Below are 13,669 nucleotides of genomic sequence, written 5' to 3' on the forward strand. Positions count from 1 at the left end.
CAGGGCTCGTCCGGGTCGGCAAGTGTTTCGAGCATGAGCTGGATCAGCCTGTAGAACCAGAGCCTGGAGAGGGTCTCCCTCGAAAAAACCAGCCCGCCACCTTTAGGCGGCGGGCTGGTCGCCACGGCGATGGTGCAGCTCTATTGAGAGTTCGTCAGGCGGTCTCTGCCGTCGGCTCCGGAGCGTCCTCGCCCACCTTCCCGCTGAGCGTCAGCGCAGCAAGAAGAGCCGCGGCGAGGAGGATACCCGCGCCCACGAGCAGCGCGGTGCCGTAGCCGTCGACGAGAGCCTGGGGCCCGGTGCCGCCGGTCCCGGCGGTGACTGTGGCGGCGACGCCTGCAAGGACCGCGAGGCCGAGGGCGACGCCGAGCTGCTGGGCGGAGTTCAGAAGCGCCGAGGCGATGCCCGCCTTGTCGGCCTCCACGCCGTAGACGGCGGCCTGCGTCAGGGCGATGACGCCGAGGCCGAAGCCGAGGGCCACGACCAGCATCGCCGGGGCGAGATGCAGCCAGTAGCCCGTCTGGGTGCCGATGGAGGAGAACCACAGCGCTCCCGCAGCGCCCAGCAGCCCGCCGAGGGCGGCGACCCAGCGCGGCGCGAGCTTGAGCAGCAGCTTGGGCGCGATGCCCGCGCCGAGGACGATGCCCACGGCGAACGGCAACCAGGACAGGCCGGTGATGAGAGGGCTGAACCCGCGCACCTCCTGGAGGTACAGGGTCACGACGTAGAACGTGCCCATCGGCCCGATCGCGAGCCCGAGCATCGTCAGGTACGCGCCGGTTCGGCTGCGGTCCTTGAACAGCGACAGCGGCACCAGCGGGCTCGCGCTGGAGCGCTGCGTGAGAACGAACGCGACCAGCAGCGTGGCGGCCAGTCCGACAAGGACCCAGGCGATCGGATCGGCGAAGCCGTCCTCGCCGAAGCGGGTGATCGAGTAGACCAGCGAGACCATGCCGCCGGTGCCGAGCACCGCGCCGATCATGCCCAGACGGCCCGTGTGCCGCTCCGCGGCCACGAGCGTGCGCGTGCCCCAGAGTACGAGCAGGCCGATGGGCACGTTGACGAAGAACACCCAGCGCCAGTCGAGCAGGTCGGTGAGCACGCCGCCGAGCAGCAGGCCGACGACGATGCCGAGCCCGGACATTGCGCCGTAGAGCGAGAGCGCTTTGTCGCGCATCGAGCGCTCGGAGAAAGTCGTCGCGATCAGGGCCAGGGCGTTGGGCGCTGCCAGCGCCGCGCCGATGCCTTGGACAGCGCGGGCGATGATGAGCATCTCGACGTTGACGCCGAGGCCGCCGACGAGCGAGGCGACGACGAAGACGGCAATGCCGAGCTGGAGGGTGCGCCTGCGGCCCCATAGGTCGCCGATGCGCCCGCCCAGGAGCAGCAGCGCGCCGAACGCGAGGATGTAGGCGTTGACTACCCAGGGCAGGTGCACCGGGGCGACGCCCAGCTCCTCCTGGATGCTCGGCAGGGCGATGTTCACGATCGAGTCGTCGAGCACGAGCATGAGCTGCGCCGTCGCGATCACGAGCAGGGGTATGAGCCCGCCTCGGGGCTGGGTCTTCGTCGATGTCATTCGTCTCTCTCAATCTCTTCGTAGACGGCGTCGCGCCGTGACGGACGCTGTGGCGATGCCGCTCGCCTTCGTCTCACTGGGCGGAGGCGGGCACCGCGGGTCGCCGGCAGATCATGAGCGGGCTCTGCTCATGAACTGTGGTCTGGCCGCCCTCCAGCATTCAAGGGGCGGCGGGTCTGTCTGCCTCGTCGGGGCGGCAGCTCAGGAGCGCACGAGCCGCTTGATGGCGTCGCTGGCTTCTTGGAGCTTCTCCTGAGCGGCTGCCTCGTCGCCCATTCGGGCGGCGTCGAGGACGCAGTGCTTGAGGTGGTCGTCGAGGAGGCCGGTGGCCACGGTCTGCAGGGCCCGTGTCAGCGCGCTGACCTGGGTGAGGATGTCGATGCAGTACTGCTCCTCGTCGATCATCCGCGCGATGCCGCGGGCCTGGCCCTCGATGCGCTTCATGCGCGTCAGGTAGCCGGACTTGTCGCCGATGTAGCCGTGCTGGTGCTCTGCGTCGGCCCTCGGACCGGCCGCGCCGCCGCAGCAGCCGGCGTCGGCGAGTAGGCTCTCGCGGCCGTTCTCCGGGTCTTCCGTGCTCGTGGTGCTGCAGCAGCTTGCGGCTGGGGATGCTTCGGTCGTCATGTTCGTGGTGCCTTTCGGTCTTCGCGTGGGGGTCGGGTTCAGGGCTGCTTGGTAACGCTGCGGAATCCGCGCAGGCGCAGGCTGTTGCCGACGACGAAGACGCTGGAGAACGCCATCGCCGCGCCGGCGAGCATCGGGTTGAGCATGCCCAGCGCCGCGACCGGGACGGCGGCGACGTTGTAGGCGAAGGCCCAGAACAGGTTGGTCTTGATCGTCGACAGGGTCTTCCGGGCGAGCCGGATCGCGTCGACCGCGGCCCGCAGGTCCCCGCGCACCAGGGTGATGTCGGCCGCCTCGATGGCGACGTCGGTGCCGGTGCCCATCGCCAGGCCAAGGTCGGCCTGCGCCAAGGCTGGGGCGTCGTTGACGCCGTCGCCGACCATCGCGACGACCTTGCCGTTCCTCTGCAGGCGGGCGATGACCTCGACCTTGTCCTTCGGGAGGACCTCGGCGATGACCTGCTCGATGCCGACCTCGTGAGCGATCCGGCGGGCCACGGCGTCGTTGTCGCCGGTGAGCAGCACCGGGGTCAGGCCGAGCTGCTTGAGCTCGGCGATGGCCTGTGCGCTGGTGGGCTTCACTGCGTCGGCCACCACGAGGATCCCGCGGGCCTGTCCGTCCCAGCTGACGGCGACGACGGTCTTCCCCTCGACCTCGGCCGCGGCCTTGGCGGCGGCCACGTCGGGGGAGGGCCGCTGGGACCAGTCGGCCAGGAACGACTCGCGGCCGACGAGGACCGCGTGCCCGTCGACGACGCCCTGCACGCCCTTGCCCTCGACATTGGCGAAGTCCTCCGGCGTCGGGAGCTGACCGCTCTCCTCGGCCGCGCCCTTGGCGATGGCCTGGGCGATCGGGTGCTCGGAGGCGTTCTCGAGCGCGCCGGCAAGGCGCAGCAGCTCGGCGCGGTCGGTGCCGGGCTCAGCGATGACCTCCGTGAGGGTCATCTTGCCGGTCGTCACGGTGCCGGTCTTGTCGAGCACCACGGTGTCGACCGTCCGGGTGGACTCCAGGACCTCGGGGCCCTTGATCAGCACGCCCATCTGCGCGCCGCGGCCGGTGCCGACCAGCAGTGCGGTCGGAGTCGCGAGCCCGAGTGCGCAGGGGCAGGCGATGACCAGGACCGCGACGGCGGCGGTGAACGCAGCGGTGACCGGGAATCCTGCCCCGAGCCATGCGCCGAGGGCAACGACGGCGATGACGATGACGATCGGTACGAACACGCCGGAGATCCGGTCGGCCAGGCGCTGGACCTGGGCCTTGCCGGTTTGGGCGTCCTCCACCAGCTTGGCCATCTGGGCCAACTGGGTGTCGGAGCCGACGCGCGTCGCCTTCACGATCAGGCGTCCGCCGGCGTTGACGGTCGCGCCGGTGACCGGGTCGCCCGCGACGACCTCGACAGGTACGGATTCGCCGGTGAGCATGGAGGCGTCCACGGCGGAGGTGCCGGAGACGACGGTGCCGTCGGTGGCGATCTTCTCGCCCGGGCGGACGACGAACTCGTCCCCGACCTGCAGATCCGCGGTGGGGATCTTGATCTCGGCACCGTCGCGCAGCACCGAGACCTCCTTCGCGCCGAGCTCGAGCAGGGCGCGCAGGGCGGCCCCGGCTTGGCGCTTGGAGCGCTTCTCGAAGTAGCGGCCGGCGAGGATGAACATCGTCACGCCTGCCCCGACCTCGAGATAGATGTTCGCCGCCCCGTCGGAGGGGGCGATGGCGAGCTCGAACGCGTGCGTCATGCCCGGCGTCCCGGCGGTGCCGAGGAACAGGGCGTAGAGCGACCAGAGGAACGCCGCCGCGGTGCCCATGGAGATGAGGGTGTCCATGGTGGCGGTACCGTGCTTGAGGTTGGTCCACGACGCCTTGTGGAATGGCCACGCCGCCCAGACGATCACCGGTGCTGCCAGCGCGAGCGACGCCCACTGCCAGTAGGTGAAATGGAGCGCCGGGACCATGGCCATCGCGATCACCGGGACGGTGAGCACGCTCGCTCCGATTAGTCGATGCCTCAGCGAGGTCAACTCGGGATCTGTCTCGTCTTCCGCCTCATACGTCGACACGGCAGGTCCGGCCTGCTGCGGCTTCGGCAACGCGGCCGTGTAGCCGGTCTTCTCGACCTCGCTGACCAGCAGCTGCGGGTCGTAGCCGTCGGGGACGGTGACCTTGGCCTTTTCCGTGGCGTAGTTGACCGTCGCGGTCACGCCGTCGAGCTTGTTGAGCTTGCGCTCGATCCGGTTCGCGCAGGACGCGCAGGTCATCCCGCCGATCTCGAGCTCGATGCCGGTGTCCGCGACCGGCTGTGCATGGGTGCTCACTGCGCGCCCCTTCCTCTCCTCGTACGCTGTGCCGACCGGTCAGCCGACCGGTCGGATCTCGCTCTCGACGACCCACTTGTGGTTGGTCATCGTCATCTCGTCGTTCTCGACGTCGACCATGTAGACGGTCTCCTGGGTGGAGTGGTCGATCGTCGCCGTCGCTCCCTTCATCCCGGCCATGTGCTCGGCTTCCAGCACGACCTCGGTGCCGTCGGCCAGCGGTGCATCGCCGGGGTTCTCAAGCTCCTCGTGCACGACCCACTTGTGGTCGACCACGGGCTCCCCACCGCCGATGGGCGTGTAGCTGACCGAGTACGTGGTCGTGGTGAACGCCCCGGAGATCGTCGCCTCTGCGCCGTCCATGCCCGGCATGTGGTCCGCGCTCAGCCGCACCCTCGATCCGACCGGGTAGGTGGGGTTCGCGGCTGGCTGGATGCCCGCGGGCGGTGCGCCGCCGTCGGCGGGGTGGTCATGGCCAGCCATGTCCCCGGATCCGTGGTGTGCGTTGTCGTTGCTGTTCATCTGCTCCGCTCCTTCGCTGTGCTCGTTCACCTGGTTCCGCTGGGTCCGCGACTCCACGACGCCCTCCGGGACGAGGACGCCGGCGAGCCCGTAGGCCCCGCCGAACGCCACTACCAGACCAGCGCCGTAGAGGGCGAGCCGGGCCAGTGCTCTCATCAGGCCCGCGCCGCCTGGTATCCGGCCTCCTCGACCGCGGCGAGGACCTTGGCGTCGTCGATCTCTCCCAGGCTCGTCACGACGAGCCTTCCGGTCTTCGCGCTGACCTCGACGGACTCCACGCCGTCGATCTCGCTGACCTCTTCCCTCACCGACATCTCGCAGCGCCCGCAGGTCATACCCGTCACCTGGTACTCGTTCGCAGCCATCGGATGGCCTCCTTTCTATACCCCCGGTGGGTATCTCGATGTGCACAACCATATACCCCCGGTGGGTATTCCACAATGGCGGCTGGGCGCTTGTATGGTGCGTCACCAAGACCTGAGTCGTCAGATCGAACGGAGGGGATCTGGCCCAGGTATCGAAGAACCATCGCGGCAACCCTGGCCGGTGGGTCGCCCCGTATCGGCCAGTGACGGAGCCCACCGCGGATCTCGATCGTCGCCTAACGGGGCCAGCCCGACAGGCCGGGCATCGCCTCGGCATCATGTTTCGCGCTGTCCGGAGCTCGTCTGGTTCCTACCTTGCCCAGCGCGGAAATCCCTCGGCCAATCCGGATCGGCTGCCCCGCGAACGGCATCGCATGCCCGAGCGGCACGGCAAGCCGAAATGCTGCCGATGAAATATTGCAATTCTGTCGTCCGCATGCGGGTGTCGCTCCCGGTGGAATTCACGTTCCCTGGCCGATCGCGGCCACTGGAATTACGCTAGTTTCCACACATGCTTGATCACTGGAGGAAATGATGCACACCGACCCTCAGGTTTCCGGGCGGCTGAGAACCTCGGATCCGCCTTCGCCTCAGGGCAGCCCCGCGACGAATATGTCGAGCACCAGTTCTGTTGCTCAACCCGATGCATTCGCCTACTGGGAGGAGCTGATCAGCCAGACTTTCGTTCCGTTGTCAGCGAAGCCCATCAAGGAGAAGAAGTTCGTAGGCCGCATCCAACATTCAACGATTGATGCAATCGGGTTCTCGGATGTACGCGCCTCCTCTCAGGCGGTTAGAAGGACCCCTGGCCTGATTGCGCAATGCGACAATGAATTCCTCCTGGCAAGCATCCAGATTTCCGGTTCTGGGCGGGTCGAGCAAGACGATCGCACGGCCTTGCTTTCGCCTGGCGAGATGGCATTCTATGACAGCAGCCGCCCCTATGCTTTGCAGTTTGATCGGCCCTTCGCGCAACTGGTCATCCAGATCCCGCGCGACGCATTGTCCATAAAGGAGACTCGACAATTTACTGCAAGGACCCTTGGTCGCGGAACTCCAGCCGCCGCAGTCGTGCCGTTTCTGCGTTCCCTGTCCGGAACTGCTTCGACCAACACGCAGGCAGCGTTGATGCTTGCGCCGCAGACCTTGGGACTGGTGGAAGCAGTGGCATCCTTTGCCAGCGGACTCAAGCCACCGGCTGGAGCCTTGGAGGCAGCAGCGAGACAGCGAGTGGCTGATTTTCTCCGGCGGAACCTCGCCGATCCCGATATCGATGCCGAGAGCGTCGCCAAGGCCTGCAACGTCTCGCGCCGCACCCTCTATCGCATCGTTGGAGATCAGGGGATCGCATACCAGCTTCGGCGGCTTCGAATCGAACGCGCACGCCAGCTCTTGATTGCTGAGCCGGAGCGCCCCGTCGGCTCCATCGCGAGCGCCTGCGGATTCGAAAGCGAGTCAGGGTTCTATCGGGCATTCCGTGCTGTCACAGCTGTGACTCCCGCCGAGTACCGCCGAGACAGTGGCACGAGCCGTCAGTGATTCTGGCACTCCTCGTCAACTTAACACGGTTGTGGGGCGTGCATGCTTGGTGCACCAAATCTTCGATCAGGAGGTCACCATGCACACCACAATACGCGTCGCTGCTGTTCAGGCGGAGCCCGTTTGGCTCGATCTTGAAGCCAGCCTCGAAAAGTTCCTCGATCTGGTCGCTCAGGCGGCAGACGGCGGTGCTCAGCTCGTCGGCTTCGGCGAGACCTGGCTCCCAGGCTATCCGTGGTGGATCTGGCTTGATTCGCCCGGCGCGAACATGGGATTCGTACCGCGCTACGCAGAGAACTCCATGACGCGCGACGGTGCCGAGATGAAGCGGATCCAGGAGGCCGCAGCGAAGCACAAGATCCACGTCGTCTTCGGCTTCAGTGAGATCTCCGGGGGAACTCTCTACTTGTCGCAGGCCTTTGTCTCCGACGCCGGAGAACTGATTTCGGTCCGCCGAAAGCTCAAGCCCACCCACGTCGAACGATCCGTGTTTGGAGAAGGCGACGGCAGCGACATCCAAGTTCACGACACCGACCTCGGTCGCCTCGGAGCTCTCTGCTGCTGGGAGCACTTGCAACCGCTGACGAAGTACGCCATGGCCGGACTCAATGAAGAAATCCATGTCGCATCCTGGCCGACGTTCTCCATCTACCGCGGCCAGGCCATCGCTCTTGGTCCTGAAGTCAACATCTCGGCCAGCTTGAACTACGCGGTCGAAACGCAATCGTTCGTCATCGCCCCCACCTCCGTCATCGGCCAGGCCGCGCATGACACCTTCTGCGATACCGAGACCAAGCGTCAGCTCCTCGCGCTCGGTGGTGGATTTGCCCGCATCTTCGGACCTGAGGGCTCCGTCCTCGCAGAGCCCTTGTCGGAATTCGAAGAAGGCATCCTCTTCGCGAATCTGGACCCCGCGCTGCGCGCGATCGCGAAGTCGGCCGCGGACCCGACGGGTCACTACTCCAGGCCGGACGTGTACCGACTGATGATCAACCACAAATCCACGCACGCTGTCGTTGAGGCATTCACGCCGCCGGCAACCGATGCTGACTTCGAGGAAGTGCCGGACGACAGCGCCTCCTGACGGAAAACTCTCCGGCGGCGCGAGGCGAATCAGGCCCCGCGTCACCGCCATTTAACGACGTCACGAATTGCTTCACGAAGTTTGGACCGCGCCCGTGGTCTCTGTGACCGCGAATTCGGCGATTTCGACGGATTCGGAGCACTCGAAGCCAGGAATGCCCCGGCTGCTCCATGAAATCTGCTGCCGGTAAACGCAACCGAAACCTGGCTTGTCTTCCACACAAACCTTTGGAAGTGCCGCAATGCGGGGAGTATGCGGTTCAAGCGGTCGGCAAGCGTTGTGATCAGGTGCCCGACGGCTCACCTGGAGCACGTGCTTACCGACGTCGATGCCGCATGCAGAGACTGACAAATCGCGGCGGTGTACGGCTGAACACGCCGGTGCGCTCGGCGTTCCATGTGCCGAAGGAGGCAACTCGGCCGAGGAAGAACCAGTCCGCGCCGGCCTCGTCGTCACGCAGCCGCTCCAGTACTTCCGCGTGCGCGAATGCCTCGGGCTTGAACGCCGCGGGGAGGTCCCCGACGTCGACGACGCGGTGTCCGGCTTCGATGACCTTGAGGCCGCCCACCCCGCCGACGAAGCCGACTCGTGCCCCATTCTTGTGGCGGCGGCTACCGGCTGCAGGACCGCTTCAAAGAGCGTGCAGGCCTGCTCCTCCGCAGTGGCCCTGACGGCGAGACGGTCACAGCGGTCCCGCTGGCGGACTTCACGACGAGGCTCGGTCCTGGATCGAGCCGTCGCGGTTCGCGATGCTCTCCCCGGTGAGCTCGGAAGCCATGCGCGCTACTGCGGTGACATAGCCTCCGCGCCTACCCCGATTCAGCCGCGCCGTGCGGCCTGGAGCGCCACGACGACCAGCACGGGGACGATCAGCAGTACCGAGAGCCCCGGGTACGCGACGGCTGCCAGGACTGGTCCTGCGAGTGCTCCGCCGAGAGCGCCGGCGACGTTCATCATCGCGTCGGAGATGCCTTGGGCCGCCGGGCGCTGGGCCGTGGGGGCTGCGGACGTGACCAGGGTCGCTCCGGCGACGGTCGCGGCCGACCATCCGAGCCCGAGCAGTATCAGCCCGAGGGTGAGGCCGAGCACCGAGTGCGGCCAGATCAGTCCGGCGAGCAGCGCTCCGGCCGTCAGCCCCTGTCCGAGCAGGACAACGGGACGGCCGCCCAGCCGGTCGGTGAGCCAACCGAAGACGGGGGACAGGGCGTACATCCCGGCCATGTGGAGGCTGATCGTCACGCCCACGATCGTGAGGCTCGAACCATGGCTCGACATGTGCACAGGGGTCATGCTCATCAGCGCGACCATCACCAGGTGGGCGAGCGCGACTGTGGCCACAGCTCGCCGCACCGCGGGACTCGTGCGGAGCAGGGCGAGCCCGCCGCCGCGGGATCGGTGCCCTCCCGACGGCACCGTGGAGGTGGCCGCAAGGGCCACAATGAGCGGGTCGGGGCGCAGTGCCAGCAGGTAGATCACAGTGGCGAGCAGCTGCGCTGCGAGGCTGATCGCGAACCCACCGGTGAGCGAGGGCAGAGCGAGCCAGGAGCCGAGTGCCTCGCCGGGCTCGAACAGGTTCGGTCCGATGATGACCCCGAGCGTCGTGGACCAGACGACCAGCGACAGGTCCCTTCCGCGCGAGGCTGGATCGGCCAGATCGGCCGCGGCGAAGCGCGCCTGCAGGTTCAGCGCCTGCGCCGCGCCCATGAGCGCCATGCCAATGAAAAGCAGGAGCAGGTTGCTGATGCCTGCCGCGGCGACCACGACTGCCCCGCCCAGGCTAGCGATGATGCCCGCCGTCGACAGGGAGACGCGCCGGCCGCGTCGTAGCGCCAGTGCGGCGAGCGGGACGGCGAACAGCGCCGCCCCGAGCGTACCCGTGGTCGCAGCCATGCCCGACCAAGCCGCGGAACCCGACACCTCGACGATCAGCATGGAGCCGAGGCTGACGGTCGCGCCGGTGCCGATCGCGCCGAGGACCTGGCCAGCGGCCAGCGCCCCGACCGTGCGCCTCTGGAGCGTTCGCACATCGAGTGGCGCGGGCTTCATGGCAGCGTAGGCCATCAGAAGGTGAGCCGTTCGCCGTCGGCGGGGACGTGGACCCTGTTGCCGATCCGATGTGCCTCGGCGAGGGCGCGGACGTCTGCTCGTGAGACCGTGCAGTGGTTGAGGGCCTCCATGTGGACCGCGACGATCTGTGAGCTCGGCAGCTGCTCGTGCACCCGGATCACGTCCTGGGCTCCCATGATGATCGGGTCGCCCTCGGCCCACCGGGCCTCGCCGGTGTTCAGCACGACGACATCCGGTCGGTGGCCGTCCAGGGCGTCGATAACGCCCTGCGTCCACACCGTGTCCCCGGCGACGTACAGAGAGGGCTCGCCCTCGATGCTCAGAACAAAGCCGCTGACCAGGCCCATGCCAGGATTGGCCGCCAAGAAGTCGTCGGCTCCGTGTCTGCCCTCGGTCCGAGTGATCGTCACTGGGCCGAACGCGATGGGCTCCTCCATCGTCTGCATGGCGGTGAAGCCGTGCTCGGCCAGTTCGTCCGCGTCCTGCCGGTTCTGAACGACGATCGGCGTCGAGCGGGGCAGGAGCGCGGCGGCGGCGGCGTCCCAGTGGTCCGGGTGGGTGTGGGTGACGACGACCAGGTCAGCGTCAAGCAGCTCGGTCAGCGGCATCGGCAGGTCGACCAGCGGGTTCCGCTCGGCGCAGGGGACGGTCGTCGGAGCGGGCCCGAATGAGCCCTTCGCCCCGAGCATCGGATCGACGAGGATCTTCAGGCCGGCGGCCTCGACGAGCAGGGTGGCGTTGCGGACATGGGTGATGTGCAAAGGGTTCCTTCCGGAGGTTGGGTGAGTGCTTACGTCGGATCGACGAGCATGGATTCGATGCAATCGAGAGTACTGCACTTCTCATGTTAAAGACAAGCTGTTACCATGAGAAGTATGGATGCTAGCCCTGAACTGACTCGTCCTCTGCCCGCCGCCGTCGGCGAGGACTTCCACCCGGCCATCGCCCTGGCCAACACCCAGGAGGGCCCTGGCCAAGGGGCGAGTGTGGACCTGCTGGGCACCCCGGAGCAGACCACCCGATGGATGGTCACGCACGGCCTCGCGGGAGATAACGCGGAGGTGCAGCACTACTGCAGCAATCGCCTGCGCGTCTTCCGCAGCTCCGTACTGGGAGTCCTGGACTCCGTCACCTCCGGTCGTCCGCCCCGCGATCAAGACATCGAAGCGATCAATAGTGCACTGGTGCTCAGTCCCATGGCATCGCGTCTCGCCTGGTCTGCCGACCAGCTGTTCCATGTCGCACAGGAGCATCCGGCGACTCGTGCCGTCGAGCACGCGATGACGCTGGTCGCCGCAGACCTGGTGGAGCTGCTCACTGGTCCCGATGCGAAGACCCTTGCCCGGTGCGCCGACCAGGGCTGCGGCCGCTTCATGCTGCGCACCCACGCGCGCCGGCAGTGGTGCTCCACCCGCTGCGGAGACCGCGTTCGCGCCGCACGTGCATACGCGAAGAAGACGTCCGCGGGACGCTGATCGAAGCACTGTGCGGATCCAGGAACATCTGCAGGGACATGAGTCTGAAACGCTTCGGTGCAATCGGCCAAGGGAGGCGCTCGCCCCGTGGGAGGGAACTTCCTGTCAGCAGACGTCCGGGATCGCAGAGTCCGCGTCGCTGGTGCTGGCACGGCCCTGCGCCGCAGATTTGACGAGACTCGTTCGACAGGTCGATTGCGCCGGTGGCATCGGAGAGGACTTCGACGGCCAAGTCGCGCGTCTCGGCGTCCGCAGCGGAAGCGTGGTCGCAGTTGCTGGGCATGTACCCGGCGAGGGTGACCGTGTCGATGCCCTGGTCGCGCAATCAGACATCCGGCTCGGTACCGGCGAGCCTTCGGGGCGCGACCCTGCGCTACGAGCTACTCGTCCTCGGCGATGGCCTTCATCGCCTTCCATCCGTGGGTGACGCCGCCGCCGGCGCGCAGGGCTGCGGCGACCATGACGGCTTCGGCGACATCGGCTTTGGACGCACCGGCCTTGATGGCGCGCTTGGCGTGGTCCTCGATGCAGAACGGGCACTGGGTGGTGACCGCGACGCCGACCGCGATCAGCTCCCGCGTGGCGAGGTCGAGGTTGCCGGTTTCCTTCTTGAAGACGGCCTTGTCGAACCCGAAGAAGGCCGAGACCATCTCCGGCGCGGACTCCTTGATGTCGGCCATGAACGCGGCTTCTTCATTGTGGTTGTGCATTGCTTCTCCTAATCAATCGGTGGTTTGCAAACTGGGTCGCTGTGGCCGGTCGCGCTGGGACCGGCCACGGGGTCATCGCACGCCCTTGACTTTCAGCACCGCCAGAGCGCCGACGATGGTGCAGGCCCCGGCCACGACGAAGAGGACGGAGTAGTCGCCTCCGCCGATCGCGAGGATCGCGGGGGCGATGGCCGGGGCGATCGACTGGGGCAGTGCGCTGGCGATGTTGAACACGCCGAGGTCCTTGGCGGCGTTCTCGCGGTCGGGCAGGACGTCGGTGACCAGCGCGAGGTCGACGGCGAAGTAGATGCCGATGCCGGCACCGGTGATCGCCATGGCGATCAGGAACACGGTCATCTCGGACGAGAACGCGACCACGAGCAGACCGATCCCGTACACGAGCGCGGACGCCAGGACGAACACCTTCCGGCGTCCCGTCGCATCGGAGAGCTTTCCGCCGACGAGGCTGAACAGCACCCAGCAGATGGATGAGACCAGGGTGGCCACGAAGATGCTGTCCGGCAGCTGAACCTCGGAGATCCCGATCTTGTTGAGCAGGTAGAACGCCTGGTAGGTCAGCAGGAACGACTGCCCCATGACGAACAGGAACCGGCTGACCCAGGCCCAGGCGAAGTCGGGGGCCTTGCGAGGGCTCGTGTAGAAGGTGGCGACGAATTCGCGGAACGACCAGGCGGGCCTATCGTCCCCCGAGAGCCGACGGTCTCTGAGGACGACCATGAACGCCACGACGCACGCGGAGGTGATCGCCATGGGGAACAGGAACATCGCCAGCTGTCCGAGCGGCGCGACCAGCTGGACCACGTACGCCCCGACGACGAGCGCGACGGGGGCGCAGATGCCCAGGACCCCGGAGACCACGCCGCGCTGGCGCTCGGGGATCTGGTCGGCCATGATCGCGACGACCGCTGCCAGCAGGGCGTTGAAGGCTAGCTGGGTGAGGGACCAGCCGATCACGACGACCCATACCGCAGGGGCGAGGGCGACGACGAGCAGGCCGGCGGTCGCCCCGAGGAGACCGACGATCATCCACGGGCGGCGCATGCCGAGCCGGGCCGTGGTGCGGTCGCTCAGCCTGCCGAACAGCGGGTTCCCGACGAGGGCGAGCAGCGCTCCGATGCCGGTGATGAGGCCGAGCGCGGCGGGAGCGGCGTCCGCGCCGACCAGGCCGTTGACCTTCAGCGGCAGGGTGACCAGCACTGGGGCCATGAGCGCGAGCCACACGCCCATGTAGGCGAGGACGTACAGCGAGATGAAGCCTGCGCCGACGCGACGGACGATCGCGTTGGCGGTTGTGGGGACTGCACCGGACATGTTCCGGTTCCTTTCTCGAATGCGCGCGCTCGCTCCACCAGGGCGAAGAGCGGTGCGCAG

Annotated in this window: 13 protein-coding genes; 3 read left to right on the forward strand and 10 right to left on the reverse strand. The window is 67.3% G+C overall.

Translation table 11 applies throughout. From position 1 onward, the window contains the following. Positions 1-154 precede the first annotated feature (154 nt). The 5 genes from ABD784_RS01205 to ABD784_RS01225 all read right to left on the reverse strand — a co-directional run bounded on the left by ABD784_RS01205 (position 155) and on the right by ABD784_RS01225 (position 5,402). The gene (locus ABD784_RS01205; RefSeq protein WP_344878782.1) at positions 155-1,579 is read right to left on the reverse strand and encodes an MFS transporter; all 1,425 of its coding nucleotides are present in this window, start codon (positions 1,577-1,579) and stop codon (positions 155-157) included. A gap of 201 nt (positions 1,580-1,780) precedes the next feature. Beyond that, positions 1,781-2,053 (reverse strand): metal-sensitive transcriptional regulator, encoded by a 273-nt coding sequence (locus ABD784_RS01210; RefSeq protein WP_344881228.1) that lies wholly within the window; start codon positions 2,051-2,053, stop codon positions 1,781-1,783. A 188-nt stretch (positions 2,054-2,241) separates the two neighbouring features. Then, on the reverse strand, positions 2,242-4,515 hold the full coding sequence (locus ABD784_RS01215) for a heavy metal translocating P-type ATPase (RefSeq protein WP_344878785.1): 2,274 nt from the start codon (positions 4,513-4,515) through the stop codon (positions 2,242-2,244). Between the two features lie 39 nt (positions 4,516-4,554). Continuing rightward, positions 4,555-5,193, reverse strand: a complete 639-nt coding sequence (locus tag ABD784_RS01220) for a YdhK family protein (protein WP_344878788.1) — start codon at positions 5,191-5,193, stop codon at positions 4,555-4,557. Next, positions 5,193-5,402 (reverse strand): heavy-metal-associated domain-containing protein, encoded by a 210-nt coding sequence (locus tag ABD784_RS01225; RefSeq protein ID WP_344878791.1) that lies wholly within the window; start codon positions 5,400-5,402, stop codon positions 5,193-5,195. The genes ABD784_RS01220 and ABD784_RS01225 overlap by 1 nt, the downstream gene beginning before the upstream one ends. Positions 5,403-5,933: 531 nt before the next feature. On the opposite strand from ABD784_RS01225, the gene ABD784_RS01230 reads away from it, so the two are divergent. Next, complete coding sequence (locus ABD784_RS01230) at positions 5,934-6,941, forward strand: AraC-like ligand-binding domain-containing protein (RefSeq protein WP_344878794.1); 1,008 nt, start codon at positions 5,934-5,936, stop codon at positions 6,939-6,941. Positions 6,942-7,020: 79 nt separating this feature from the next. Continuing rightward, positions 7,021-8,025: a carbon-nitrogen hydrolase family protein gene (locus tag ABD784_RS01235; RefSeq protein ID WP_344878797.1), complete on the forward strand. Its 1,005-nt coding sequence runs from the start codon at positions 7,021-7,023 to the stop codon at positions 8,023-8,025. A 316-nt stretch (positions 8,026-8,341) separates the two neighbouring features. On the opposite strand, the gene ABD784_RS01240 is transcribed toward ABD784_RS01235, so the two are convergent. The 3 genes from ABD784_RS01240 to ABD784_RS01250 all read right to left on the reverse strand — a co-directional run bounded on the left by ABD784_RS01240 (position 8,342) and on the right by ABD784_RS01250 (position 10,853). Continuing rightward, entirely contained in the window at positions 8,342-8,593 is a 252-nt protein-coding gene (locus tag ABD784_RS01240; protein WP_344878800.1) for a hypothetical protein, read from the reverse strand. Positions 8,594-8,844: 251 nt separating this feature from the next. After that, positions 8,845-10,071 carry an MFS transporter gene (locus ABD784_RS01245; protein ID WP_344878803.1) on the reverse strand — a complete coding sequence of 409 codons (1,227 nt, stop codon included), beginning with the start codon at positions 10,069-10,071 and terminating at the stop codon, positions 8,845-8,847. 14 nt (positions 10,072-10,085) lie between these two features. Beyond that, positions 10,086-10,853, reverse strand: a complete 768-nt coding sequence (locus ABD784_RS01250) for an MBL fold metallo-hydrolase (RefSeq protein WP_344878806.1) — start codon at positions 10,851-10,853, stop codon at positions 10,086-10,088. A gap of 114 nt (positions 10,854-10,967) precedes the next feature. Here ABD784_RS01250 and ABD784_RS01255 point away from each other — a divergent pair, with 114 nt between their 5' ends. Then, positions 10,968-11,567 (forward strand): CGNR zinc finger domain-containing protein, encoded by a 600-nt coding sequence (locus ABD784_RS01255; RefSeq protein ID WP_344878809.1) that lies wholly within the window; start codon positions 10,968-10,970, stop codon positions 11,565-11,567. A gap of 380 nt (positions 11,568-11,947) precedes the next feature. Here ABD784_RS01255 and ABD784_RS01260 read toward each other — a convergent pair whose 3' ends face one another. Together ABD784_RS01260 and ABD784_RS01265 are read right to left on the reverse strand one after the other, a co-directional pair. Continuing rightward, positions 11,948-12,277 (reverse strand): carboxymuconolactone decarboxylase family protein, encoded by a 330-nt coding sequence (locus ABD784_RS01260; protein WP_344878811.1) that lies wholly within the window; start codon positions 12,275-12,277, stop codon positions 11,948-11,950. 72 nt (positions 12,278-12,349) lie between these two features. Further along, the gene (locus ABD784_RS01265) at positions 12,350-13,609 is read right to left on the reverse strand and encodes an MFS transporter (protein ID WP_344878814.1); all 1,260 of its coding nucleotides are present in this window, start codon (positions 13,607-13,609) and stop codon (positions 12,350-12,352) included. Positions 13,610-13,669: the final 60 nt, after the last annotated feature.

Origin of the sequence: Zhihengliuella alba, assembly GCF_039538765.1 — a bacterium.
GTDB classification, from domain to species: domain Bacteria; phylum Actinomycetota; class Actinomycetes; order Actinomycetales; family Micrococcaceae; genus Zhihengliuella; species Zhihengliuella alba.